The 25,337-nt window shown below is 59.5% G+C and carries 25 protein-coding genes; 10 read left to right on the top strand and 15 right to left on the bottom strand.

Going from position 1 to position 25,337, the window contains the following annotated elements:
* Positions 1–15: 15 nt before the first annotated feature.
* The 3 genes from BJ928_RS08455 to BJ928_RS08445 form a co-directional block, all read right to left on the bottom strand.
* Entirely contained in the window at positions 16–786 is a 771-nt protein-coding gene (locus BJ928_RS08455; RefSeq protein WP_047635505.1) for an SDR family oxidoreductase, read from the bottom strand.
* An 84-nt stretch (positions 787–870) separates the two neighbouring features.
* Positions 871–1,713, bottom strand: a complete 843-nt coding sequence (locus BJ928_RS08450; RefSeq protein WP_047635504.1) for an alpha/beta hydrolase — start codon at positions 1,711–1,713, stop codon at positions 871–873.
* Between the two features lie 56 nt (positions 1,714–1,769).
* Positions 1,770–2,456: an alpha/beta hydrolase gene (locus BJ928_RS08445; RefSeq protein ID WP_047635503.1), complete on the bottom strand. Its 687-nt coding sequence runs from the start codon at positions 2,454–2,456 to the stop codon at positions 1,770–1,772.
* A gap of 161 nt (positions 2,457–2,617) precedes the next feature.
* On the opposite strand from BJ928_RS08445, the gene BJ928_RS08440 reads away from it, so the two are divergent.
* Positions 2,618–3,238 carry an ABATE domain-containing protein gene (locus BJ928_RS08440; RefSeq protein ID WP_047635501.1) on the top strand — a complete coding sequence of 207 codons (621 nt, stop codon included), beginning with the start codon at positions 2,618–2,620 and terminating at the stop codon, positions 3,236–3,238.
* A gap of 82 nt (positions 3,239–3,320) precedes the next feature.
* Here the strand turns inward: BJ928_RS08440 and BJ928_RS08435 are convergent, their stop codons facing one another.
* Together BJ928_RS08435 and BJ928_RS08430 are read right to left on the bottom strand one after the other, a co-directional pair.
* Entirely contained in the window at positions 3,321–4,478 is a 1,158-nt protein-coding gene (locus tag BJ928_RS08435; protein WP_047635499.1) for a patatin-like phospholipase family protein, read from the bottom strand.
* A 38-nt stretch (positions 4,479–4,516) separates the two neighbouring features.
* Positions 4,517–5,263, bottom strand: a complete 747-nt coding sequence (locus tag BJ928_RS08430; protein ID WP_047635498.1) for an acetoacetate decarboxylase — start codon at positions 5,261–5,263, stop codon at positions 4,517–4,519.
* A gap of 207 nt (positions 5,264–5,470) precedes the next feature.
* Here BJ928_RS08430 and BJ928_RS08425 point away from each other — a divergent pair, with 207 nt between their 5' ends.
* From BJ928_RS08425 to BJ928_RS08415, 3 genes are all read left to right on the top strand, one after another.
* Complete coding sequence (locus BJ928_RS08425) at positions 5,471–6,259, top strand: 3-hydroxybutyrate dehydrogenase (protein WP_047635496.1); 789 nt, start codon at positions 5,471–5,473, stop codon at positions 6,257–6,259.
* 97 nt (positions 6,260–6,356) lie between these two features.
* Positions 6,357–7,271, top strand: a complete 915-nt coding sequence (ppk2, locus tag BJ928_RS08420) for a polyphosphate kinase 2 (protein ID WP_047635494.1) — start codon at positions 6,357–6,359, stop codon at positions 7,269–7,271.
* A gap of 125 nt (positions 7,272–7,396) precedes the next feature.
* On the top strand, positions 7,397–8,680 hold the full coding sequence (locus tag BJ928_RS08415; RefSeq protein ID WP_047635493.1) for a cystathionine gamma-synthase family protein: 1,284 nt from the start codon (positions 7,397–7,399) through the stop codon (positions 8,678–8,680).
* Positions 8,681–8,719: 39 nt separating this feature from the next.
* Here BJ928_RS08415 and BJ928_RS08410 read toward each other — a convergent pair whose 3' ends face one another.
* The 4 genes from BJ928_RS08410 to BJ928_RS08395 form a co-directional block, all read right to left on the bottom strand.
* Positions 8,720–9,103: an SgcJ/EcaC family oxidoreductase gene (locus BJ928_RS08410; protein ID WP_047635491.1), complete on the bottom strand. Its 384-nt coding sequence runs from the start codon at positions 9,101–9,103 to the stop codon at positions 8,720–8,722.
* A 61-nt stretch (positions 9,104–9,164) separates the two neighbouring features.
* Positions 9,165–9,758: a hypothetical protein gene (locus tag BJ928_RS08405; protein ID WP_047635489.1), complete on the bottom strand. Its 594-nt coding sequence runs from the start codon at positions 9,756–9,758 to the stop codon at positions 9,165–9,167.
* Positions 9,759–9,938: 180 nt separating this feature from the next.
* On the bottom strand, positions 9,939–10,796 hold the full coding sequence (locus BJ928_RS08400; RefSeq protein WP_047635488.1) for a MurR/RpiR family transcriptional regulator: 858 nt from the start codon (positions 10,794–10,796) through the stop codon (positions 9,939–9,941).
* Between the two features lie 54 nt (positions 10,797–10,850).
* Positions 10,851–11,894: a spermidine/putrescine ABC transporter substrate-binding protein gene (locus BJ928_RS08395; protein WP_047635486.1), complete on the bottom strand. Its 1,044-nt coding sequence runs from the start codon at positions 11,892–11,894 to the stop codon at positions 10,851–10,853.
* A 164-nt stretch (positions 11,895–12,058) separates the two neighbouring features.
* Here BJ928_RS08395 and BJ928_RS08390 point away from each other — a divergent pair, with 164 nt between their 5' ends.
* Genes BJ928_RS08390 through BJ928_RS08375 form a run of 4 tightly spaced genes read left to right on the top strand, consistent with a single transcriptional unit; the run spans position 12,059 to position 16,025 of the window.
* Positions 12,059–13,153 (top strand): ABC transporter ATP-binding protein, encoded by a 1,095-nt coding sequence (locus BJ928_RS08390; protein ID WP_047635485.1) that lies wholly within the window; start codon positions 12,059–12,061, stop codon positions 13,151–13,153.
* The gene (locus tag BJ928_RS08385) at positions 13,153–14,052 is read left to right on the top strand and encodes an ABC transporter permease (RefSeq protein ID WP_047635484.1); all 900 of its coding nucleotides are present in this window, start codon (positions 13,153–13,155) and stop codon (positions 14,050–14,052) included. The genes BJ928_RS08390 and BJ928_RS08385 overlap by 1 nt, the downstream gene beginning before the upstream one ends.
* A gap of 10 nt (positions 14,053–14,062) precedes the next feature.
* Positions 14,063–14,893 (top strand): ABC transporter permease, encoded by an 831-nt coding sequence (locus tag BJ928_RS08380; protein WP_047635483.1) that lies wholly within the window; start codon positions 14,063–14,065, stop codon positions 14,891–14,893.
* Between the two features lies 1 nt (position 14,894).
* The gene (locus tag BJ928_RS08375) at positions 14,895–16,025 is read left to right on the top strand and encodes a P1 family peptidase (RefSeq protein WP_047635482.1); all 1,131 of its coding nucleotides are present in this window, start codon (positions 14,895–14,897) and stop codon (positions 16,023–16,025) included.
* A gap of 50 nt (positions 16,026–16,075) precedes the next feature.
* Here the strand turns inward: BJ928_RS08375 and BJ928_RS08370 are convergent, their stop codons facing one another.
* Positions 16,076–17,014: a LysR family transcriptional regulator gene (locus BJ928_RS08370; RefSeq protein ID WP_047635480.1), complete on the bottom strand. Its 939-nt coding sequence runs from the start codon at positions 17,012–17,014 to the stop codon at positions 16,076–16,078.
* 127 nt (positions 17,015–17,141) lie between these two features.
* Here BJ928_RS08370 and BJ928_RS08365 point away from each other — a divergent pair, with 127 nt between their 5' ends.
* Positions 17,142–17,915, top strand: coding sequence for an SDR family oxidoreductase (locus BJ928_RS08365; RefSeq protein WP_047635479.1), 774 nt, complete (start codon positions 17,142–17,144; stop codon positions 17,913–17,915).
* A gap of 37 nt (positions 17,916–17,952) precedes the next feature.
* Here BJ928_RS08365 and BJ928_RS08360 read toward each other — a convergent pair whose 3' ends face one another.
* From BJ928_RS08360 to BJ928_RS08345, 4 genes are all read right to left on the bottom strand, one after another.
* Positions 17,953–18,726, bottom strand: a complete 774-nt coding sequence (locus BJ928_RS08360; protein WP_047635542.1) for a FadR/GntR family transcriptional regulator — start codon at positions 18,724–18,726, stop codon at positions 17,953–17,955.
* 115 nt (positions 18,727–18,841) lie between these two features.
* Positions 18,842–19,798: an L-arabinose ABC transporter permease AraH gene (gene araH, locus BJ928_RS08355; protein ID WP_047635477.1), complete on the bottom strand. Its 957-nt coding sequence runs from the start codon at positions 19,796–19,798 to the stop codon at positions 18,842–18,844.
* Positions 19,799–19,814: 16 nt separating this feature from the next.
* Entirely contained in the window at positions 19,815–21,320 is a 1,506-nt protein-coding gene (gene araG / locus BJ928_RS08350; RefSeq protein ID WP_047635540.1) for an L-arabinose ABC transporter ATP-binding protein AraG, read from the bottom strand.
* 67 nt (positions 21,321–21,387) lie between these two features.
* Entirely contained in the window at positions 21,388–22,371 is a 984-nt protein-coding gene (locus BJ928_RS08345) for an arabinose ABC transporter substrate-binding protein (protein WP_047635476.1), read from the bottom strand.
* A 378-nt stretch (positions 22,372–22,749) separates the two neighbouring features.
* Between BJ928_RS08345 and BJ928_RS38760 the strand changes: the two genes are divergently transcribed.
* Positions 22,750–22,896, top strand: coding sequence for a hypothetical protein (locus BJ928_RS38760; protein WP_156151459.1), 147 nt, complete (start codon positions 22,750–22,752; stop codon positions 22,894–22,896).
* 124 nt (positions 22,897–23,020) lie between these two features.
* On the opposite strand, the gene BJ928_RS08340 is transcribed toward BJ928_RS38760, so the two are convergent.
* Complete coding sequence (locus BJ928_RS08340; RefSeq protein WP_047635474.1) at positions 23,021–25,225, bottom strand: DUF1217 domain-containing protein; 2,205 nt, start codon at positions 25,223–25,225, stop codon at positions 23,021–23,023.
* Positions 25,226–25,337 lie beyond the last annotated feature (112 nt).

Below are 25,337 nucleotides of genomic sequence, written 5' to 3'. Positions count from 1 at the left end.
GCAAGCAAGCATGGGTCAGATGGACTTCACCTCGCCGCCATCCATGCGCAAAGCCGAACCTGTCATCCAATGTGCGCCTGGCGAGACCAGGAAGGCCATCAGCTCCGCAATCTCCTCCGGTTCGCCATAGCGGGCGATCCCGGCTTCCCGCGGGAACTTGGCAGTTGCCTCCTCGACTGTCATGTCGTGCAAGGGCGCCCAATGTTCGACGTAGGATTGCCGCCGCCCGGTCATGACGGGGCCGGGCAAGACACTGTTGACCTGGACGTCATCGGCAATACCGCGATCGGAGAACGCCTTGGCCAAGGCGACAATTGCAGCGTTTATCGTGCCGACAGCCGCATAGGGCGCCTTGGGGAAAGCCGCCGAATTGCCGGACATCAGCACCACCGATCCTCGGCTCTCCTTCAATGCCGGCCAGGCGGTAATGGTGAGCCTGCGCGCACCATGTAGTTTCAGCGCCAAACCATCGTCCCATTGCTGATCCGTCATGTCGAAAAGGTCGATCTGCGGCACGGCACCCGCAATGTTCAGGAGCGCGTCGATGCGGCCGAAAGCCGACAGGCTTTCGTCGACGACCCGCTGCGCCGCCGGCGGTTCGCCGAGATCGGCGTCGATGACAAGCACTCTGCTGCCCGCCGCCTCCACCGCCTTGGCCGTCTCCTCCAGCTTGCCCCTGTTGCGGGCGACCAGCACCAGTGCATCAAAATCCCGTGCAAGGCGGATGGCGGTCGCACGTCCGATACCTTGGCTGGCACCGGTAACAATAGCCACTCTGTCCGACATGATATTCCTCCTTTTTCAAAAAATGCCGCTTGGAGAATGTTGCCCGGCCGCACCCGCCAATCGCCGACGCGGCCGGGCTCGACATCAACCGAGGAAAGCGCGGATTTCGTCCGCGATCTCAGCCGCATGGGTCTCCAGGGCAAAATGGCCGGTATCCAGGAACTTGACGATTGCTTCGGGAATATCCCTGCGATAGGCCTCTGCGCCCGGCGGCACGAAGAAGGGATCGTGCTTGCCCCATACCGCCAGCAATCGCGGCTTGTGGGTGCGGAAGTAATTCTGGAACGTCGGATAGAGCGCGACATTGCTCTTGTAGTCACCGAAGAGATCGAGCTGTATCGTCTCCGCTCCCGGCCGCGCCAGATAGAAACTGTCAAGCGAATAGCCGTCCGGAGAAACCTTGGAGACATCGGGAACGCCGTGCGTGTATTGCCACGCCGTTGCTTCGGGCGTGAATGCCGCCTTCAGCGCATTGCGGTTTTCCTCGGAAGGTTCGCGCCAGTAAGCCTGGATCGGGCTCCACTCGTCGCCCAGACCCTCTTCATAGGCATTACCATTCTGCGAGATGATGGCCGTGATCCGTTCGGGATGCTTCACCGCCAGCCGGAACCCTGTCGGCGCACCGTAGTCAAAGACATAAACGGCATAGCGATCGAAGCCGACAATTTCCGTGAAGCGGTCGATTGTCTCGGCGATGCTGTCAAAGCTGTTGCTACCCTTCGGCGCATCGGACTGACCGAAGCCGGGAAGATCGGGCGCGACGATGTGATAGCGGTCGGCAAGCAGCGGAATGAGATCGCGATACATATGGCTGGAGCTCGGGAAGCCATGCAGCAGCAGGAGCTTGGGCGCGCCTGGCGAGCCTGCCTCGCGATAGAAAATCTTGACGCCTTCAACATTGACGGTGCGATAGCTGATGTCAGTCATGATAAGGTCCTTTCATAACCTTCCTGATTAGATTTTTAGAGTTACAGATTGAGGATTCAGATCGTGGTCGCCGCAGCTCGAATAATGTCGACAACGACAGACGGCGCCGTAACCATCGGCATGTGATCAACCGGGATGGAGCGCTGCTCCGCCTTCATCCGCGCCGCCATGAAACGCTGGTTGTCGCCGCGGATCATTCGGTCTTCCTCGGCAATCAGGAACCAGGCGGGACGATCTTTCCAGAGCGGACGTCCGACGGGGACGGTAATACACGCCGGCGAGATTGGCCGCTGCGAAGCGGCGAGAACTGCAAGCTCGTCAGCCTTGGCATTCTGGGCAAAGGCTGTGGCGAATGCATTCTGCGGGAGGTAGATCAGCCCGTTGCTATCGGGCGCCAGTTTCGGTGCCTGCGGATGCGGCTCACCGCGATAGAAGACATCTGCGACCGTTTCCCCTTCATCCGGAGCAAGCGCCGCGACATAGACCAGCGCCTTGACCCTTTCGCTTGAGACGGCGGCGATGACGGCGCCGGCATAGGCGTGTCCAACCAGGACCACCGGCTTTTCCGTTCGCTCCAAGGTGCGATCCAGCGCGGCGATATCCTCGGCAAAGGAGGTCAACGGCAGTGGAGCGGCGGCTACCGAAAAGCCGGCGGCGGTCAATGGCGCGATCACCTTTGCCCAGCCCGACCCATCCGCCCAGGCACCATGAACAAGAACAATATCTGCATTTTGCGACGACATGAGTTTTCTCCTCGCGCCTTGAAGGCAGTAACCGTTTAAATAACATCTATAGGGTTACGTCCGATGTGCGTAACTTGTCAAGTGGCATTTGATAGGTTATATAGGCGCTGTGCTTTCGAGCGGCCGTTCGGCATCGCCGCCGGCCCGAACAGGAGTAGTCCATGGACAACCATTCACCCGCCATCTTTGTCGGCGACGCGCCGGGACTGGATTTCCTCAATTCGGTCGCAACGCCTGTGGACACGCCGATCGACTGGCTTAGCGATGGAGAGGGTTTGCTGCGCTGGCTGGAACAGGCCGAACTGGTGCCGCGAGAAACGCTTGTCGCCATGCGTGAGCAGGCGCTGCCCGGCGAACTCGACAAGGTCGCCGATCAGGCAAGAAGCCTGCGTGAATGGTTCAGGGCTTTCGTGCTTGCCCGCAAGGGAAAGCCACTGGCATCGGATGCCTTGAGCGAGTTGGAGCCGTTAAACCGCCTGTTGGAACGTGATGAAGGCTTCGGCCGGATCGTTGCTGATCAGCGGGATGAAAGCGGCGAGTTTGCTTTTCGTCCGATGCGGAAATGGCGCTCGCCCGAGGCGTTGCTATTGCCGATCGGGGAGACGCTGGGGCGCTTCGTCTGCACGGAGGACTTCTCCGATGTGAAAGCCTGCGAGGGCCATGCTTGCACCCTACTTTTCGTCGACCACACGCGCGGTCATCGCAGGCGCTGGTGCAGCATGGCGATGTGCGGCAATCGCGCCAAACAGGCGGCTCATCGGCACCGGCTAAAGCAGAGTTGAGACCGTCGTGCGAAAGCCGGAGCTTGCAACGCTCGCGCCGGCCTAATCAACCCTGAAATCCAGCCGCCTTTCGTCTGCCGGCTCAAACCGGATCTTCGCGGTGCAGATCATGGATCGCGACGGCATCGTCACTAAAGGGTGGCAGCAGCCATTCGCTGTGACGCAGCGTGCGCTTGGTGTCTTCAAGTCCCATGTCCCAATGCTCGCGCATCGAAGTGCCGGAGAACTCATAGTCCTTGGCGTGGCCTTCGTAGCTCTTATGCTGATAGATCAGATGCACGATGTTGACGACGCCGGCATTAGAATAATCCGCGATCAGCTCTTCCTCTTCAGGCGTCAGCTGGTCCTTCGGCACCCGCTTCAACGCACCGAGCAGCTTCATCTTCAGCCCGTGGATGCGCTTGAAATTGTCGGTGTTCTGCCGCGTGCGGCTCGAATACATGATGTCTTTATGGCGTGACAGCACATCCGGCATGCTGCGCGGCAGGACGCCGCGGGCGCTGAACAGATCCACCTGGAAGACGAGCGAGCTGCGGTCTTCTTCCTGATCGAGCAGATATTGCAGCGGCGTGTTGGAAACGATGCCGCCGTCCCAATAATATTCGCCTTCGATACGAATGGACGGCAAGGCGGGCGGCAGGGCGCCGCTTGCCATGATGTGCTCGGGGCCGATGCGGATGTTGTCGGTGTCGAAATAGACGAAGTTGCCGGTGCGCACATTGACGGCGCCGACGCTGAAACGCTTCTTGCCATCGTTGAGCACGTCGAAGTCGATCAGCATCTCCAGCGTCTTCTTCAGCTCGGACGAATCGTAGAAGCTGGTCGCGCCTTCGGCACCCGGCAGTTCGAGCCAGGGATTTGGAAAGCGCGGCTTGAAGAAGCCGGGCTGGCCCATCGTCATCGTCATCCAAGAGCTGGTGCGGTTACGGATATCGCGGAAAAAGTCGCCTTCCGGCGTATAGGCCCAGATCTTGCGGCCGGAGATGATTTGCCAGAACTGCTCCAGACGCTGCAGGCGCCGGCTCGGCTCATTGCCGGCGATGATCGCCGCGTTGACCGCGCCGATCGAGACGCCCGAAAGCCAGGTGGGCTCACAGCCGGCGTCGGCCAACGCCTGGTAGACACCGGCCTGATAGGCGCCGAGCGCCCCGCCACCCTGAAACACCAGAGCGACACGATCATATTGCGCGGCTATTTCAGAAATGGTCGGGGCTGCAGCCTTGGCGTTTCGTTCAAGCACGGTCCGTCTCCAGTATCATCTAACAATAAGGCAGCCGCTTACCGACGCTCAGCGAGGTAGTCGTGAACGACTTCACCCAGCCCGAGCGTCAGATCGGCGGTAAAATGCACGGCGGAAACCACTTCGAGGACCGGCAACCGCGCGACATCGGCCATGACATGCGGCCTGAGATCGAGAGCGGCTGGCGAGGTCCATGCTTCCTTGATGGTGATATCCGTCAGGTAGTAGCGCACCAGCTCGCAGATGCGCGGGGTGGCATCGACATGCGGCACGATCTTGATCAGGAAATTGGGCTCCGAAAGAACAGAGAGAAGCGGCCCTTGATCGACCGGCTTGTGCTTGTAGCCCATCGTCCCCGTGGCGCAGAGAACGCTGCCGTAATGCAGCGTGCCGACAATGACCTCGCCCTCGTTGACGATCTTCGGGCTGGCAAGCTTCTTCGGGAAACCCCAGATCTCGCGACCGCCGGTGATCGGCGCATCGTCGTCAAGATACATGGAGTGGACGTAGCCGCCCTTCTGCCCGCGATAGGTGACCGGGATGACCTGCCCGGTCTCGGTATAATCGCCGAAGCCGGTGGAATCGGGCATGCGGATGAATTCGTATTTCACCAGCGGCTCGTCGATTTCGAGCGGTGCGGGCACGACCGCCTCAAGCGCTTCGCGCGAGGTGCGGTAGGTGATGATGATATATTCTCGATCGAAGAACCTGTAGGGTCCGGGCGGATAGGAGGGATTGGTCAGCGGCATTGCATAGGCATGCTTGAGGATGTCTTCGACCTTCATCATATTGTCCGTCGCTAGAGAAAACCGCCGGGCGCCGGAGCGGAAATTTGCACGGTTGCATGACAGTGAAGTGTCAGGCGCCGAACGGTTGCGGCAAGAGGCCCCATCGCCACTGTAATCAAAGCGACATATCAGGCTGGCAGTGTGCGCCCAGCTTGAGCATTTCCCTTTACTCAACCATGTCATAGCGATTGCGGGAGTAGCATTATGGGTTCGTTGACTTCGAAGAATGCACTGGTCACCGGTTCGACGAGCGGCATCGGGCTTGCGATTGCCCGCGCCTTTGCAGCCGAGGGTGCGAATGTGACGATCAACGGCCTCGGCGATGCCGATGCGATCGAGAAGGAACGCGCCGCCATCGAAGCTGATTTCGGCGTAAAGTGCCGCTACTCCGGCGCCAACATGATGAATGGCGAGGAAGTTACCGCCATGGTGCATGAAGCCGAGGAAGCTTTCGGTAGCCTCGATATTCTCGTCAACAATGCCGGCATCCAGTTCGTTGCCCCGATCGAAGAGTTTCCCGACGACAAATGGGAAGCGATCATCCGCATCAACCTGCTTGCCGCCTTCTACGCCATCAAGGCCGCCATTCCCGGCATGAAGGCGCGCAAATGGGGCCGCATCATCAACACGTCCTCGGCGCATGCGCTCGTCGCCTCGCCATTCAAGTCTGCCTATGTTTCCGCCAAGCACGGTATTACCGGTCTTACAAAGACCATTGCTCTCGAAGCCGCACAGAACGGCGTGACGGTCAACTCCATAGCGCCCGGCTATGTCTGGACGCCGCTCGTCGAGAAGCAGATCCCCGAGACCATGAAGGCCCGCAACATGACGGAAGAGCAGGTCAAGCATGACGTGCTTTTGGCCGCCCAGCCGACGAAGGAATTTGTGACCGTCGATGAAGTCGCGGCAATCGCCGTCTTCCTTTGCGGCGACGCCGCCAAGCAGATTACCGGCACGACGCTTTCCGTCGACGGCGGCTGGACCGCAGAATAATGCCGAAGTCGCAGCCGGCACATGCTCGAGCAACGTGCCGGCTTTCTGCGGCTTCAGGGCTGCAGCACTAATATGAAAACAGAGCAGGAGGCGCATAATGACCGAAGAAAACCAGGACCCGCTCAGCCGCATCAAGGATGAGATCGTCGACAGCTTCGACGAAGAGCTGGAAATGCAGCTCGAAGAGGATCGCCTCGATGAGCTGGTCGCCGAGGGCCTCATCAGCGAAGGCGAAGCGACCCTCGACCGCAGGGTCTACTTCCGCGAACTCTTCCGTCTTCAGCATGAGCTGGTGCGCCTGCAGGACTGGGTGCAATACAAGAAGCTCAAGGTCGTCGTGCTGTTCGAAGGTCGCGATTCCGCCGGCAAGGGCGGCGCCATCAAGCGCGTCACACAGCGTCTCAACCCGCGCGTCTGCCGCGTCGTCGCGCTGCCGGCACCGACCGAGCGCGAACGGCATCAGTGGTATTTCCAGCGTTATACCGCCCACCTGCCGACGGCAGGCGAAATGGTGCTGTTCGACCGCAGCTGGTACAACCGCGCCGGCGTCGAGCGCGTCATGGGCTTCTGCTCATCGGAGGAGCTGGAAGAGTTCTTCCGTTCCGTGCCGGATTTCGAACGCATGCTCGTCCGCTCCGGCATCATCCTTCTGAAGTACTGGTTCTCGATCACCGACGAGGAGCAGGAATTCCGTTTCAACATGCGCATCCAGGACCCGTTGAAGCAGTGGAAGCTTTCGCCGATGGACCTGCAGAGCCGCGTGCATTGGGAAGAATACACCAAGGCCAAGGAAGAGATGCTGGAGCGCACCCATATTCCGGAAGCCCCCTGGTGGGTCGTCCACGCCGTCGACAAGAAGAAGGCGCGCCTCAACTGCATCGCCCATCTTCTGAGCCAGATCCCTTACGAAAACGTGCCGAAGCCGGAAATCATCCTGCCGGAGCGCATGCGCAACGCCGACTACCATCGTACGCCGGTGCCGCCGGAAATGTACGTGCCTGATATCTACTGACGATGTTGACGAGGCGGGTTCGCCAAAGCGAACCCGCCTCGTCTACCAAAGACTATGGCAAGCGGCACCGCAACTGATGATATGATGCGATTCTAAAATTCGTGTCGTTGGCTGAGGAGACCGTCATGACCGCGCCGCATCCGTCCAAAACGCATATCGGCAACCACGCACTTCATCCCGAAACCCAGATGCTGAATTATGGCTACGACCCGGAACTGTCCGAGGGCGCGGTCAAGCCGCCGGTTTTCCTGACCTCCACCTTCGTTTTCAAATCGGCCGAGGACGGGCGCGATTTCTTCAACTATGTCTCCGGCCGTACCGAGCCACCGGCGGGCACCGGCGTCGGCCTCGTCTATTCGCGCTTCAACCATCCCAACAGCGAAATCGTCGAGGATCGTCTCGCTGTCTATGAAAAAGCGGAAAGCGGCGCGCTGTTTTCTTCCGGCATGTCTGCAATCGCGACCACCCTTCTCACCTTTGCACGACCGGGCGATGCAATCCTGCATTCCCAACCGCTTTATGGCGGTACGGAAACGCTGATCGCTAAAACATTCCTCAATCTCGGGGTCGCAGCCGTTGGCTTTGCCGATGGCGTCAACGAAGGCTCGGTGACGGCAGCAGCCGAAGAGGCCATGGCCAAGGGCCGCGTCTCCGTCATTCTCGTCGAAACGCCAGCCAATCCGACGAACAGCCTGGTCGATATCGCGATGATCCGCCGCGTTGCCGATGCGATCGGCAAGAAGCAGGGGCATACGCCGATCGTCGCGTGCGACAACACGCTGCTCGGCCCGGTCTTCCAGCGGCCGATCGAACATGGGGCGGATATCTCGCTCTACTCGCTGACCAAATATGTCGGCGGCCATTCCGATCTGATCGCCGGCGCAGCCCTTGGTTCCAAGGCTGTCATCAAGCAGGTGAAGGCACTGCGCGGAGCGATCGGCACGCAGCTCGACCCACATTCCTGCTGGATGCTCGGCCGCTCGCTGGAGACGCTGCAGATCCGCATGGAACGGGCCAACAGCAACGCCCGGGCCGTGGCCGATTTCCTGCGGGATCACCCGAAGGTCGAGCAGATCCACTATCTGCCCTATAGCGATCCGTCATCGGCAACGGGCCGCACCTTCGCCGCCCAATGCAGCGGCGCGGGCTCCACCTTCTCCTTCGATATCAAGGGCGGCCAGCCGGCATCGTTCAAATTCCTGAACGCGCTGCAGATCTTCAAGCTCGCGGTCAGCCTCGGCGGCACGGAATCGCTTGCATCCCATCCAGCAACGACGACGCATTCCGGCGTGCCCATCGACGTGCGGCACCGCATAGGCGTGCTGGAATCGACGATCCGCCTATCGATCGGGATCGAGCATCCAGACGATCTGATCGCCGACCTGGCGTCTGCGCTGGACAGGGCCTGATGAAGCCATTGAATTCGACAGGCTAACAACGATGCCGGGTCAGTTGCGGACGGACAGAAGGTGTGCGTCTCGTGCGAGGCGCCACTGACCATCGGCCTCCTTGCGCAGAAGCGTAAGAGTATAGCCCGAACGATGAACAGCATCGCCACCCGGCGGTGTCACGGTTATGTCGATATGGTTGCGGATATAGGCCCAGTCGCCGAGCACCTGAAGCTCGACGATCTCGCTTGCGCCCTCCATCTTCATGCCGTCCATGCCCTTGGAAGCCGCGGCAAACGCCTCCTTCCCGAAGGGCTCCCGACCGGGAACCATGAAGACGACATCATCCGTCATCAACTCCAGAACGGTGGTCGTATCACCCTCCTTGCTGGCTGCGGTCCAGCTTTCCACGACATCCCGGATTGCCTTCTCATCCTCGGTCATTCCGAGATCTCCTCCACATTCAATGTCGAGATTCACAGCGCCTGTGCGCCACCGGCTACCATTATTCATCCGGCCATGCCTCAATATCCGGATCGACAATATAGCGTGCGCCGTCATGCCAGATATAGGTAATCAGTAGGGTCTTTGTGCCGGCGCCGGTGACGACATTGTAGCTGCACGTCAAGCGGTAGGGGCCCGTATGATCACGCAGCATACCTCGCGTGGTGGTGAAGTCTCCTTCGCCATCATCGGCCACGCCGACGACGCGCAGCTTATCATCCCCGCGCAATTTGCGAAGTTCAGCCTGCGCCACATCGAGCGGAGCGCAAGCCCCATTCATATCCGGCGGTCGTCCCGTGCGATCAAGGATGATCTGCCAGCGGCGGTCGACAAACCGAAATGGAATGGACTGAACGAAATCGGTTCCTTCCGCCTTCAGCGCGCAGAGGCGAATGGTCATCGGCTTTTCGAAGACGGGGACGCAGCCGAAAAACTCGCGGATTCGCGCAAGCCCAGGCTTCACCTCGTCAAGTGCGGATTGCAGCTGCTGCACGGTCGGAAGTTGGGGCCCGGTTGCCTCGGCAAATGCAGGCGTCGGACCCGCCGCCAAGACGGTGCAGAAAAAGGCGCGGAAAAACAAAGCCACGGTCGTCATCGATTGGTTCAAGGCATGGTGCGGTGCTACATTTATGCTCGGACTTCCTGCAAGCGCAAGGAGCGAGGAGCCGGTGATTAGAGCATGTCGCGCAAAAGTGTGCAGCGGTTTTGCGCCAACGACATGCAAAAATCAAAGAGCTAAAGCGCGGGGAGCGAATCTGAAAGATCGCGACGCGCTTTAGCTTTCGAAATCGCCGAACACATCCTGCAGACGGGTCAGAAGCTCGACACGCTCGTCGACCTTGCCGCGCAGAAGGACGATGATGTTGCTGAGAAGCAGATCCATCACCGCGGTCATCGTCGCAGCCCCATCCCAAAGCGGGCCATGCGAACCGGGTATGACAAGCGAGATATCCGACACCTCTTCCGCCCAGGGACAGAACTCATCCGTCAGCAGAATGACCTTGACGCCGGCACGGCGGGCCTCCTCCGCCAGCGGTCGCGCCTTTGAGGCGAAGCGCCTGACGTCATGAAGGAAGAGCACACGGCCTTCGACCGAACCGTCAAGCAGTTCGGAGTAGGTGCCGTTCAAGCCATCCATGAAGGCGACCCGCGGCCGGGTGTAGGAAAGCTGGGCGGCGAAATATTGCGCAATGCCGCGAACATTCTGATAGGCGGCGACATAAACCTCGCTCGCCGAGATCAGCGCATCGATGGTCTGCTGCCATTGCGGCGTCGTCGTCAGCTCGTAAATCATGCCGAGATTGTCGACCTGCTGCTGCAACAGGCCCGCAAGGAACTTGCCGTCGCGCAGATCCTCCTGGAAACGATCCAGCGATCCCTTGACCTGCCAGGCCGGATTGGAGCGACTGCCACGGCGCAACGCCGCCTTGAGTTCGTCGAGACCATCGAAACCCAGCCGCCGCAGATAGCGGCCGACGGTCATCTGCGAGATCTCGAGTCTTGCTGCAATGGATTTGGCTGTCTCGAAGGGAAGTTCGGCGATATTGCGCTCGATATAGCTTGATATCAGCTTGTCGGATTTCGACTTGCGCATCTCAGCGCTCTGAACGAGCTTCAGTATATGCTTCGACAATCTTCCCTCCGGTGAAGCTCCGCCCGCGGGCCGGGCGGAGTATCTTTTGCAATACTACTGCGCTGTTTTGACTTTCGTCCATGCACGATCGAACTGACGCAGCCCCGGACCGAGATTCTCGAAGATCTGCAGACGCTTCATGGTGTCGTCGGTCGGATTGATCTCCTTGCTATTCTTGATGTTTTCCGGCGTCAATTGGCGCGCCGGAACGTTGGGCGTGCCGTTCGTCTGCTGCGAGACGTTGAGTGCCGCAATATCCGGACGCGTGTAGAACTGCTGGAACTTGATGGCATTGGCCTTGTTCGGCGCCGTCTTCAGCACGCACATGTCTTCCTGATACATGGTCGCGCCCTCCTCGGGAATGACATAGCCAAGATCCTTGGGGTTGCCGAAGACGTTGATCATAGAGCCGACGAAGAAATGCGCAGCAGCAATATCGCCGGATTCGACCATCGGCCGGGAATCGTAGGTGAAGGCGGCAACATAGGGCTTCATGTCGATGATCGTATCTGCAGCCTGCTGCAGCTCTTCCGGCTTGACCGAATTGACGGAATGGCCGTTGAGCATCAGACCGACACCTAGCACTTCGCGCATATCGTCGAGCAGAGTGAACTTCAGATGCTTGGCCTTGACCGTTGTGACCAGATCCTTCCAGCCGGTGATGTCCTTGCCGAGAACCCTGCGGTTATAGAGAATGCCGACCGTGCCGAAGGCGTAGGGCAAGCAATATTCGCCCTTGGGGTCGCTCTTCGCCCGCAGGAAGCGCGGGTCGATGTTCTTGAAGCCTTCATAGCTGCTGATATCGGTCTTTTCGAGGAGATCGAGCTTGGCCATGATGTCCTGCATGTGCACGGACGGGAAGACGATGTCATAGCCGGTGGCGCCGCCCTGGATCTTGGCGAGCATTTCCTCGTTCGAGGAATAGGTCGAGAGATTGACCTTGATCTTGGTTTCCTCCTCAAACTTCTGGAGGACGGCCGGATTGATGTATTCGCCCCAGTTATAGATGTTGAGTTCATCGGCGAGAACTGCTGTGGGCAGCAATGCGGTAAGCGCAAAGAGACCCAGGCGCCGAAACGCGCCTTTCAAAATCATCATTTCTGTTCCCCTTAGTAGGATTATTGTCCCTTCGGCACGCTTGGTTCGGCCTTTCTCGGAAGCAGTAACCGACCGCACTGAGGGCGTTGACTTCGACGAAAAAATGATATCAACATATCCAAATCACGCAAGAGTTAATTTAATAACATTTCGGGGAACGACGAATGCGAGATGCGATTGTGCGGCTGGCCTCAGCCGCAAAGGCCTTTGCGACTCCTGAGGGTCGGCAGGTCAAGGCATTGGACGGCATCGATCTTGAGATCGGCCGCAATGAATTCATTACACTTCTCGGGCCTTCCGGCTGCGGCAAGACCACGCTTTTGCAGGCGATCAGCGGCTTCGTCGAACTCGACGCGGGTCGCATTATGATCGACGGCGAAGACATGACCGACCGGCCGCCCTATCGCCGGCCGGTCAACACGGTCTTCCAGAATTACGCCCTGTTTCCGCATATGAGCGTCGGCGAGAACACGGCCTATGCGCTGGAGGCAGCTGGCGTCGGCAAGACCGAGCGCATCGAGCGCGTGCGGGCAATGCTGAAGATGGTCGGGCTCGAAGGCATGGAAGGCCGCCTGCCGCGGCAATTGTCGGGCGGCCAGCAGCAGCGCGTGGCGCTTGCCCGTGCCATCGTCGCGCGCCCGAAGGTGCTTCTTCTCGACGAACCGTTATCGGCGCTGGACCGGCATCTGCGTGAGACGATGCAGCTCGAGCTTAAGAACCTGCAGCACGAGCTCGGCATCACCTTCATCTTCGTGACGCATGATCAGCAGGAGGCGCTCACCATGTCGGATCGCGTGGCGGTGCTCGCCGAGGGCCGCATCCAGCAGCTGGATACGCCCAGGCAGATCTACGATCATCCGCAAAATACCTTCGTCGCAAGCTTCATCGGAGCAAGCAATCTCTTCGAAGGCAGCAGCGACGGTCGGACCTTCGTTACCAGCGAGGGCACGGCGATCCTGCATGCTCCGGCGGCAGCGGCGGAAGGCAGGGAACCAGCCGTCGCGCTCATCCGTCCGGAGAGTTTCTTCCTCGCAAGCTCCGCAGACACTTGCCCGGCCATCGATGTCACCGTGGAGCAAATCGTCTATGTCGGCTCCTCCTTCGAGGTCTTCGCTCGAACCACGAGTGGCCGCAAGCTCATGGCGCAGATCCCGGCGTCGCAGCGCGGTGCAATCGGTCAACTCAACGCCGGCCAATCGGCACGCTGGCACTACGATCCGGCAAGCGTCCACCTCATCACCACGAGGGAGGCCGCCTGATGAATATCGTTGCGCGCCGGCGACTCCAGCTCGGGCTGCTGCTCGGGCCGGTGACGCTGTTCCTTCTTGTCTTCTTCCTCGTCCCGCTTGGCATCATGGTGGTGACGAGCTTCCTGACGCCCGGCCTCTATGGCGGTGTCGAATGGAGCTTCTATCCCGACAATTTCGGCCGCATCCTCGGCTTCGCCAATCCGGAATTCGAGGAGTACGATCCGGTCTATATCGGCATCTTCCTCCGCTCGATCCGGATTGCGGCGATGACCGTGGGCGCGACGCTTCTCGTCTGCTATCCCGCCGCCTTCTACATCAGCCGCCTGCCGGACAGATGGAAGAATTTCTGCCTCTTCCTGATTACGCTGCCGTTCTTTTCCAGCCTCATCGTCCGACTGTTCGTCTGGGTCATGATCCTGCGCCCGACCGGGCTGGTCAACAATACGCTGATGGCGACAGGCATTATCTCCGCGCCGCTGGAGATGATCTATACGGACGGCGCGATCATCCTCGGCATGGTCTATGTCTTCATTCCGTTCATGTTCATGCCGATCTATGCCAGCATCGAGAAACTTGATTGGCGACTGGTCCAGGCGTCGCTCGATCTCGGCGCCGGCCCGATCCGGACGTTCCTGCGCATCATCCTGCCACTGACGGCGCCAGGGATTGCCGGCGGTTCCGTCATCGTCTTCATCCCCGCGCTTGGCAATTTCGTCGTGCCGGCGGTGCTTGGCGGCGCCAAGGTGATGATGCTCGGCAATCTCATCGAAGGCCAGTTCCTCTCGGCACGCAACTGGCCCTTCGGTTCGGCGCTCGCCATGATGGTCATGGCCGTGATGCTGGTCCTGCTTCTCGCCTATGTCATCCTGTCCGGTCGTCGCAATGCGACCGCGGCGCTGACGGCATGAGGAGGGTTTGATGAAGATTGCACGCACCCTCTTCAACGGCGGCCTGGCGCTCTACACGCTGCTGTTCTTCGCTTTCATCTACATTCCGCTCGTGCTGATCGCCGTCTATTCGTTCAACGCGAACCCGGTCAACATGATGAGTTGGAGCGGCTTCACGACGGATTGGTATGCGCAGGTTTTCGGCTTCAAGACGGCAGTCTCCGAGAACGCGCTCTACATCGAATCGACCGATCAGCTGATCGCCGCCGTCTTCAACAGCCTGAAGATTGCCTTCACGACGACTGTCATCTCGACCCTGCTCGGCACCGCCATGGCGATCGCGCTTCACCGGTTCAATTTCTTCGGCAAGCGCTTTTATCAGGTCGCCATGTTCATGCCGATGCTGATGCCCGATATCGTTCTTGGCATCGCGCTTCTGATCTTCTTCGTCAGTGCTGGCATCCAGCTTGGCTTGATGACCATCATCATCGGCCAATGCACCTTCCTGACCTCCTATGTGTTCATCGTCGTGTCGGCGCGTCTTGCCGGCATGGACCGGACGCTGGAGAACGCCTCGGCCGATCTCGGCGCCAACGAGTGGATGACATTCCGCCGCGTGGTGCTGCCACAGTTGATGCCCGGCATACTCGGCGGCGCGCTGCTTGCCTTCATCATCTCGATGGATGATCTCGTGATCACCTACTTCATCGCCGGCGTCGATGTCACGACCCTGCCGATGTTCATCTTCGCCATGCTTCGCCGCGGCATCAAACCCGAGATCAACGCAATCGCGGTGATGATGCTGACCTTCTCCTTCGTCGTCGCCTCCCTTGGCCTTTACCTTCGCTCCCGGCAGAAATGACATGACCATGAAAACAAGCACACGCAAACCGCGCGGCCGCCAGTTCGGCCTCCCCTTCACCGGCCGCACCGGCGCAAACAATGCCATTACCGATGTCGCCGGCATCGGCGTCGGCTTCCGCACCATCATCGAGAACGAGCCGCGTCCCGGCCGCAAGCGCCCGACGCGCACCGGCGTAACCGCCATCCTGCCGCATATGGACTCCGAGACCCCCGTCCCCGTCTATGCCGGCGTCCACCGCTTCAACGGCAATGGCGAGATGACCGGCACGCACTGGATCGAGGACGGCGGCTATTTTCTCGGTCCCGTCGTCATCACCAATACGCATGGCGTCGGCATGGCGCATCACGCCACGGTCAAGTGGATGATCGACCGCTACGCCTCGACCTACCAGACCGATGATTTCCTCTGGATCATGCCCGTCATCGCCGAGACCTATGACGGCGCTTTGAACGACATCAACGGGCTGCACATCAGCGAAACCGACGTGCGCGCTGCCCTTGATAGCATCGCAGCCGGGCCGGTTCAGGAAGGCAATTGCGGTGGCGGCACCGGCATGATCACCTATGGCTTCAAAGGCGGAACGGGCACATCCTCTCGTATCGTCCAGTTCGACGGGCGCACCTACACCATCGGGACGCTGGTGCAGGCCAATCACGGTCAGCGCGACTGGCTGACGATCGCGGGCGTACCGGTCGGCCAGCACATGCGGGACGGCACGCCGCAGAGCCAGCTTAAGGAGCGCGGTTCCATTATCGTCGTCATCGCCACCGACCTGCCGCTCGCGCCGCACCAGCTCAAGCGCCTTGCCCGCCGCGCCGCCATCGGCATCGGCCGCAACGGTACGCCCGGCGGCAACAACTCCGGCGACATCTTCCTGGCATTCTCGACCGCGAATGCGCATCCGATGGCGCATAGAGCCAATGGCCACCTTCCCCTGGAGATCGTCAACGACGAACCGCTGGACCCCGTCTATATGGCTGCGGTCGACAGCGTCGAGGAGGCCGTCGTCAACGCCATGTTGGCGGCCGAGGACATGGGCGGAACGCCCTATGATCGCCTTCGTATTCAGGCCATTCCCCACGAACAGCTTGCCGAACTCATCAGGCAATATGGCCGCATGGGCGCGTAGAGACGCGCTGTCGCGCGAGAAGAGGCAAGCCGGCCGCGTTGCGAGGTCACTTAGATGCGGACGGCATTGCGCTCGAACGGGCTCGATTGCCGCACGACCGTCTCTTGCAAAAGCACCTGCAGCCAGTCAGCGAAGACCTGAACGCGGCGGGAGAGATGCCTGCGGTGGGGATAGAGCAACGTCATCTGCAGCGGTTCCGCGCGATAATCCGGCATGACCTCGACAAGCTCGCCTGCCTGGAGATGCTGACACAGGTCATAGGCCGGATTCTGGATCAAACCGAGGCCGGCGACCGCGCACGCAATGTAGCCCTCGGCGCTGTTGACGGTGACGCGACCGCGCAAGGCCAAGCTGCGTAGTACGCCATCTTCCATCCATTCCCAGGGCTCGGTTCGCCCCGTCGAGGGCGAGGCATAATTCACGGCCCAGTGTCCGTCGAGATCCGCTGGCGTTTGCGGCGTGCCGTGCTTCGACAAATAGCCGGGACTGGCGACATTGATGAGCGGCAGCTTTCCAATCGGCCGGGCAATCAGTCCGGAATCGACAAGCGGCCCGACGCGAAGCACGCAATCGACGCTATCCTCCACCAGGTTGACGGCACGGTCGGTGACGCCAAGATCCACTTCGATGTCGGGAAATTGATCGAGGAACGACGGGAGCGCCGGCGCGATGATCAACCGGCCGATGCGACCCGGCACATCCGTGCGCAGCTTGCCTGAAGGCTTGGCGTCGCTCTGGCGAAACAGGCTCTCCGTTTCCTCGACATCGACAATGACCCGCAGGCAGCGGTCATAGAACGCCGCGCCATCCTGAGTGGGCGAAACCTTTCGCGTGCTGCGATGAAGCAGCCGTGCGCCGACGCGCCCCTCCAGTTCGATGACAGCAGCCGAAACAGACGAGCGCGGCAGGCCGAGCGTATCGGCAGCGCGGGTGAAGCTGCTGCACTCCACGACGCGGGTAAAAATCCTGAAGAGGTCGATACGATCCAATCTAAACCGCCATTGTCCATGAATTCTGACAGATGATGTCAAATTAGCCCGCTTTATCGGAGAATTCCAGACGATAGATTTGCCTCAGGAAGGACGGCACGGTGCCGTCCCCCAAGGAGGCTCATTCATGACCGACCATTCCATCAGGGGAAAAACCGTCATCATCGCCGGGGGCGCCAAGAATCTTGGCGGCCTGATCGCCCGCGATTTTGCGGCTCACGGCGCAAAGGCAATTGCCATCCATTACAACAGCGCTTCAACGAAGACCGAGGCCGATGCAACGGTTGCGGCCATCAAGGCCGCCGGTGCCGAAGCGGCGGCATTCCAGGCTGATCTCACGACCGCAGGTGCGGCCGAGAAACTCTTTGCCGAGGCCGTCTCCGCCTTCGGCCGCCCCGATATTGCGATCAACACCGTCGGCAAGGTGCTGAAGAAGCCGATCGTCGATATTTCGGAGGCCGAGTATGACGAGATGAGCGCCGTCAATTCGAAATCCGCCTTCTTCTTCCTCAAGGAAGCCGGCAAGTCGCTCAATGACAACGGCAAGATCTGCACGCTCGTCACATCGCTGCTCGGCGCCTTCACGCCGTTCTACTCGAGCTATGCCGGGACAAAGGCGCCGGTGGAGCATTTCACCCGGGCTGCCGCGAAAGAGTTCGGCGAACGCGGCATCTCGGTGACCGCGATCGGTCCCGGCCCGATGGATACGCCGTTCTTCTATCCGGCGGAAAGCGCCGATGCCCAGGCCTATCACAAGGGAGCAGCCGCACTTTCGAAATTCTCGAAGACCGGCCTTACCGACATCGAGGATATCGTCCCCTACATTCGTTTCCTCGTCAGCGAGGGATGGTGGATGACCGGGCAGACCATTCTGGTCAACGGCGGCTATACGACGAAGTAGACGGATCGGGCTGGTTTCCCGATCTTCGGATGCCGGCCTATTCCGAATCGTCGTTCAGCTTGGCGGCGCGCAGCGCGTCGCTAAGCTCCATTCTGGCCGTTCCGATCAACTGCTCCATGGCAAAGCGGGCGGCATCGGGCCGGCGCATGCGGATTGCATCCAAAACATCCTGATGCCGGGCGATCGCATATTCATGCGACTGGCTCGCCCGATTGGTCAGGCGAAAGCTTGCAAGCAGAGCCGCGCGGATGGCGGTAGCGAACTGCCGGAAAACCCAGTTGCCGCTGGCATTGATGATGGCCGTGTGAAACTCCAGATCCGCCTGGCTCCAAGCCTCGTTATCCCTGGCATTGGCGGCGACCATATCCTCGAAAGCCTCGGCAATCTGCGCCAACTGCTTGGCTGTGGCATTGGCAGCGGCCTGCGCCGCGGCAGCAGGCTCCAGCACCTGGCGCGCATCGAGCAGGGAATCGTAGAAGCTGCGGTCGTTGCTGAGCGCGAGCGTCGCGTCGAGAACCAGCGGGTCCAGATAGTTCCAGTTTTCCCGCGGAAGGACCGTGGTGCCGGCGCGGGTGCGCGAGCGCACCATTCCGAGCGCCGACAGATATTGCATGGCCTCGCGCAGGCTGGTGCGGCTGACGCCATAGACCTCGGAAAGCTCGGCTTCGTTCGGAAGGATCGAGCCCTCGGCAAGAGCGCCCGAGACGATCTGGCCGATGAGTTTCTTCAACAGCTCCTCGCGCACGGTGCGCCGTCCCTGTTCGGGCGCGGCCCCGCTCTGCGTCCGTAAAGATCCCAAACGCGTACTCATCACTTGCACTCCCTTCCGCTGCCCGGCGGCGATCATGAGCGGCACCATGCCCCGGCATCAATGCGCAACTGCAAGCTCGGCAAACTTCTCCCCAAACTTCTCTCAGGAAATCGGGTCACACGCGGCTACCGCGCCCTGCCGCCGACGAACGCAGATTGTCCAGCAGAACGGCGATCAGCAGAATGCAGCCGCGCACCAGATATTGATAGAAGGCCTGGATATTGAGCAGGTTCATAACGTTTTCGGCAATGCCCATGATGAGAACGCCGACGATAACGCCGGTCATTGCCGCACGGCCGCCAGCCAGGGACACGCCGCCAAGCACGCAGGCTGAAATGACGGAGAGTTCGAGCCCGGTTGCCGCATTCGGCTGGCCCGAGGTGATGCGTGAAGCAAGCAGGATGCCGGCGATGGCGCAGACGAGGCCCTGCAGGGCGAAGATCCAGATCCGCATGTTGACGACGTTAACGCCGGCAAGGCGCGAGGCCTCGGGATTGCCACCGATTGCAAGCGTATTCTTGCCGAAAACGGTGCGATTGAGCGTGAAGCCGAAGATGATGAACAGCGCCACCATGATCCAGATCGGCGTCGGCACGGTGAGGAAGCGCGACAGTGCCAGCTGATAGAAGGCCGGATCGTTGATGCCGACGGCGCGGCCGTCCGAGGCGATCAAGGCGAGGCCGCGAACGATCTGCATGGTGGCGAGCGTGGTAATCAAGGCATTGATGCGGAACTTGGCGATGACGACGCCATTGACGACACCGACGGCGCTGCCTGAGATCAGGGCCGCCACGAGCCCGAGTGGGATAGAGCCGGTGGAGTTCGACACCATGACGGCGATCATGCCGGAGAAGGCGACGGTCGAACCGACCGACAGGTCGAAGTCGCGCGAAGCAAGGCAGAACATCATGGTGCAGGCGACGATGCCGATCGTCACCACCGACTGCAGCAGGCCGAGCATGTTGCGCTCGGTCAGGAAGCTCGGAACGAAGAGCGACACGATCACAAAGGCGATCGCGAAGATCACCACCAGACCCTGTTCGCCGAGAAGGATTTTTTTCAACGAATTCATCACAATCGTTCCTGAATTAGATTATGCCGGCGGCATTCTTGTCGGGCAGGGCAGCGGTCAGAATGGCCCGTTCGTCGAAATCGGCGCGGGCGACATTGGCGGCGACGCGGCCCTGGCACATGACCATGATGCGGTCCGAAATGCCCATGACCTCGGGGAGCTCGCTGGAAATGACGACGATCGCCATGCCGCCAGCCGCCAGCTCATAGAGAATTTCATAGATCTCCGACTTGGCCCCGACATCGATGCCGCGCGTCGGTTCGTCGATGACGAGAACCTTGACGCCCTGCTCGGAAAGCCAACGGCCGAGGATGACCTTCTGCTGGTTGCCGCCCGAGAGATTGACGATATCCTGCTTGCGCGAGGGCGTGCGTACCCTGAGCTTGGCGATGAACTGATCGGCGACCGAAGCTTCCTTCTTCGGGTTGAGGATGCCGAAGGGCGAGAAATGCCGCCGCGAGGAGATGGCGATGTTTTCCTCGATCGACCGCCCCTGAATGATGCCGTCGAATTTGCGGTCCTCCGGGCAGAGTACCATGCCGGCGCTGATGGCGGCTTTCGGGTTGTTCGGCGAAACGGCGACGCCGTCGATCGAGACGCTCCCCTGATGGCGATGATCGGCGCCGTAGAGGAGGCGAGCCATCTCGCTTCTTCCTGCACCGATGAGACCGAAGAAGCCGAGGATTTCGCCCCTGCGTACCGAGAAGCTGACGGGATTGCGCAACTTCAAGCCAGAGAGTTCTTTAGCCTCGAGGCGCACGTCACCGAGCGGGCGTTCGCGCCAGCCCCAGATATTGCTGATCTCGCGGCCCACCATCTGCGAAATGATCTGCTCGCGCGTCGTATCGGCAATTTTCGGATGATGTGCGGCAAGTTTGCCGTCACGCAGCACGGTGAGGCTGTCGCAGAGCCGGAAGATTTCATCCAGGCGATGCGAGACATAGAGGATGACCGTGCCATTGGCTCTCAGCCGGTCGATCAGGGAAAACAGGATTTCGCTTTCGCGCGACGATAACGAGGAGGTCGGCTCGTCGAGCGCGATTACCCGCGCATCGACCATGACGGCCTTGGCAATCTCCACCATCTGGCGGGCACCGATCGACAGCGAGGAAACTTTGGCTGTCGGATCGACATCGATGCCGATCTCCTTGAGCTTCGTGCGGACGGTCTCGATCAATGTCCTGCCGTCAATCACACCGGCCTTGCCGGGAAAACGACCGAGCCAGAGGTTTTCGGCGACGGTCAATTCCGGCACCAGCTGCAGCTCCTGATGGATGACGATGACGCCGGCATGAAAGGCATCGCGCACGGAGCCATAATGCTGCTCCGCGCCATCGATGACGATGCTCCCTGTATCTGCCGATTGATCGCCCGAGAGAACCCGGATCAGCGTCGATTTGCCGGCACCGTTTTCGCCCATCAGTCCATGCACAGCGCCTCTTTCGACAGCGAAGGAGACGTCGGACAACGCCTGGACACCCGGATAGCCCTTGGAAATGCCCTTGAATTCGAGGAATGCCATGATCGCTCCATCGAGAGAGGGCCCGGCGGCAACGAGCCGCCGGACGGACATCATCCTGGCAGGATGATCATTCGATGCCGAGATCCTTGCGCACCTTTTCGTAGTCACCACGCAGCGCGAGGGAGCCGGAAGTCAGCGTCAGCTTCGGCGGCTCCTTGCTGTTGGCAATCCAGTCATACATGTTGATGGCCGTCTCGTAGCCATGACGCTTCGGCGAGATGATGACCGTGCCGAAGAAGCCGGTTGCGGCGGGCTTCTTGAACTCGTTGATCGCCGAATCCGCGCCGCCGATGCCGACGCCGATCATGTTCGTTGCCGGGATGCCGACCGATTCCGAAGCGCGGACAGCGCCGAGCACGGCTTCGTCGTTGAGGCCGAAGGCGACCCAATATTTGATGTCGGCATGCTTGTTGAGAACCGTAGTCGCGGCGTTGAGCGCGGCTTCAGTATCGGTCTTGGCTTGCGGCGCATCAAAGATGTTCGCGGCCGGGAAGCCTGCTGCCTTCAGCACCGAGATCGCGCCCTCGACGCGATCGACAGCCGTTGGGAGCTGATCATACGAAACGCGGATCGCGCCGACATTTTTCATGTCCCAGCCACGCTTCTTGACTTCATCAACGATCGCCTGTCCCACGGTTTCGCCGATCTTGGTGGCGGAGATGCCCATGTGCGGCACATCCTCGAGCGGCTTGCCCTCGGCGTTCACCAGACGGTCGTCGACAGTCATCAGCTTCAACTGATTGGCGGCGGCCTTGGCAACGATGCCGGGGCCGAGCTTGACGTCGGGCGTGCAGATGATGAAGCCCTGCGCACCCTGTGCGCCGAGATTGTCGATCGCCGACTGGACCTTTTCGCCATCTTCGGCGCCGATCTTGACGAGGGTGAAGCCTTTCTCCTTGGCGGCCTGGTCGGCGAACTTCCATTCGTCCTGGAACCAGGGCTCTTCAGGCTGCTTCACGATGAAACCGATTTTGACGTCCTCCGCGAAAGCGGAGCCAGCCGCGAGAACGGCAAAGGTGCCTGCAAGGATTGCCGCTTTGAAAAAGCGCATGATCTCTCTCCCTTTGTTTGCGCGTCCCCATCCATCTCCCGGGAACCGCTCGACTTCCCTAAGTTATATTGTAATACAAGTCAATTATTTGTATAATAATTAGACTGTATTTACAGGCCGCTAGGCCTGATGATTTGAATAGGAAAAAACATCATACCAGTCAACATTTGTGTATGATTATTTATGGCAGTGTTTTGGCAGGCATCAATCGATAGCCGCCAATAGCCTTCAATACGTGGGAGTTGCCAGGTGCCGTGTACGGAAAGCTGACAAAAGCACTAAAATAAATCATATATATTTATTGGCACGGCATAGGGCGAGTATAGGGTGCCAATCCATTCGGCCTCGACCTTGGTTGTGAGAGAAAGGCGACCGTTTATGACCATTGTCGACCTGCAGAACGGCTCGCTTTCAGCGCGCGTCTTAATCTTCGGCGGCACCTTGCTCGACTATTCCTGGATCGTCGCCGGCAACCGCATCAGGAACAATGCTTGCCGGCGCAAGGGATGCGACTATGAGCTCTAGTCAAACAGGCTCTTCACGCCAGTCCAGCGATTTTGGACGGCGGCCCGAGTGTGCTGCAGCATTAATAGGACGCCGCTGCGGATCACGCAGCGGCAATAGCCCTCTTGCGATGAAGCAGAACGCCCTATCGCGATTTAAGCTGGGCAATCGAGAGCATCAAGTCGGCACTCATGCCCGTCCCGGAGCCTCGCGTGAGAATGGCGGACGCTGGGGAGGTCGTATTGCCGCCATTCGCCGCATCGTAAACGGCCGAGAAGCGCTTGAGCAGGTTGTTCACCTTGCCGGCATCGTGCAAATCCTTGATCGGGAAAAGCTTTTCCAGCATCGCCGCCTGACGGGTCACATCCATGTTCGACATGGATGCCGGCAGTGAGTAGGTCGTCTTGATCACGTTGTAGAGCGCCGGATCGGACATGATGTCGTAGACGGAGTTAACCTGCGGCGCCTTTCGCTGAAAATAGAGCGCCAGGCGGACACCTTCGCTGGAATTGCCTTGCTGCGTTTCCAGGGTCTGATGAAGATAGAGATCGTTCGTGGCAAGACGCGCGCCCTTGTTCTGACCTGCCTCGATCTTGGCTGTGGTCAGATTGCCCTTGGCATCGAAATTGAACACATTCACCATCGCCTTAAACTGCTGGCCCGCCGGCGTGTTCAAGAAGCTCTTGGCATCCTCCGGATCGGCGGTGAAGGCCTTCTTCAACGTGTTCTTGTCGACAGACTTGGGATCGATATTGTTTGCGACGAGGATAAACTCCGTCAGCTTCTTGTCGGCCAGGAGGTCATCGACCGTCTTGACCTTGGCGATCGACTTGCTGAAATCCGTCGCCGCGTCCTTCGCATCCTTGACCGCCTTGTCCCGCATCTCACCGGTCAGCCCGAAGGTCTTCGACTTCGAATAGCCGGATATGAAGCTGTTGATCGATGTCTGCGACAGCGCCGTGACCGGTGCTCGCAGATTGCCGGTGCTGTCGAAATTGAACGCCTTGGCAAGCTCGACAAACCTGTCGTCCTTCAACGAGTTGACATAGCTCTTGCTGTCATAGGGATCGCTCTCCATGATCTTGCGCAACTGATCCCTGGAAACCTCGTTCTTGCCAATTCCAAAGGCGCGAAGCGCCATGTCCTCGATGGTTGGAAGATTCTTGCTTTTCGTATCGTTGGCGGCAAAGAAGTCCGCGATCGTTTTTATACCGCTGACCGCGGTCTTGTAGTGCTTCTCGGCATCGCCGAACAGCGCTTGCTTCGCCCCCTGGGCCTGTTTCAGGTATTTGGTCGAGATATCGTCGATCGCCTGCTGGGTCTGTGCGGGCTGACCGGCCGGCAAAGTTCCGTCGGACGCGAATTTGAAGTGTGCGACCATGTCCGTCATGTCGGTTACGGCGGCATAATCAGGATTGGTAAAAGCAAGATTGAACTGGACCGGAGTGAGCTTGGGGTTGAGATTGAATGCCGACTTTATGTAGGAAAACAACCTGTTGTCGCCGGTGATATCGGTGATCGACTGAACTTTCGTGATCGCCTGGCGATAGTAGTCGTCATTGCTGATCGCCGCCGCCGGCGTCAGCAAGCTCGGGACCATGTTGTCATAGCGCGAGATCATGGCCTCCTTCTGCTGCGTCGTCTGCGCCGTCGCAGCGGAAAGCGTTCCATCGGCATTGAAGCTGAACTGCGACGCGATCAGCTTGTAGGTCGCCTGGACCGATGCCGAGGAGAAGTTGCTCGCCGTGTTGACGAAGCTGTTCGGATCGTTGACGTCACTCGTCAAGACCGACTTCATGAACGTCTTCGACACATTGTCCGGGTTCAAGCCGTGCGCTCGAAGAATATAGTCACGCATCCTGCTGCTGTTGACGATATCGTCAACATTCGACACCTTGCCGATCCAGGTGTCGTAGAACTTGCTTTCCTTTTTGGCCAAGGTCGTTTCATTGGCAAAGGATTGCTCATAAAGGCCGATGGTATCGCTCTTCTGGGTGTCACTTTGGGCCGATTGATTTTTTGACGCTCCGCCGAAGTTGAAGGCGGCAGCGAATTGACGGTAGCGACTATCGGTCAACTTGTTTGCGAAACTGCTTGGATTGCTGAGGTCGCTCGTCAAAACCTTTTTCATGAAGGCCTTGGCGTAGGTCATGTCCTCAAGGCCGTAGGCCTTCATCGCGTAGCTGTACAGCTTGTAGTCGCTCAGAAACTCGTCGACATTCTTAACTTTGCCGATATGCGTATCGTAATATTGCTGATCGCTTTTGACTGTCGCCTGCTTGGCGATACGCGCAAGCGTCGATGCCATGTCCTTTGTCGCGGACACATAGCCGAGATACGTCGAAATCATAGATCGCCCCCACAGCGCAGTTCATCGGTATTCGCCCCGCATGGACTATCGCAACCAGACCTTGCGCGAGGCTAGATCGGCAATCCCTGGCCTATTGCCGGAAGGTACGGCA

It is taken from the genome of Rhizobium sp. WW_1, from assembly GCF_003610155.1.
Taxonomy (GTDB): Bacteria; Pseudomonadota; Alphaproteobacteria; order Rhizobiales; family Rhizobiaceae; genus Rhizobium; species Rhizobium tropici_A.
This window is presented reverse-complemented; position numbering and strand designations above follow the sequence as displayed.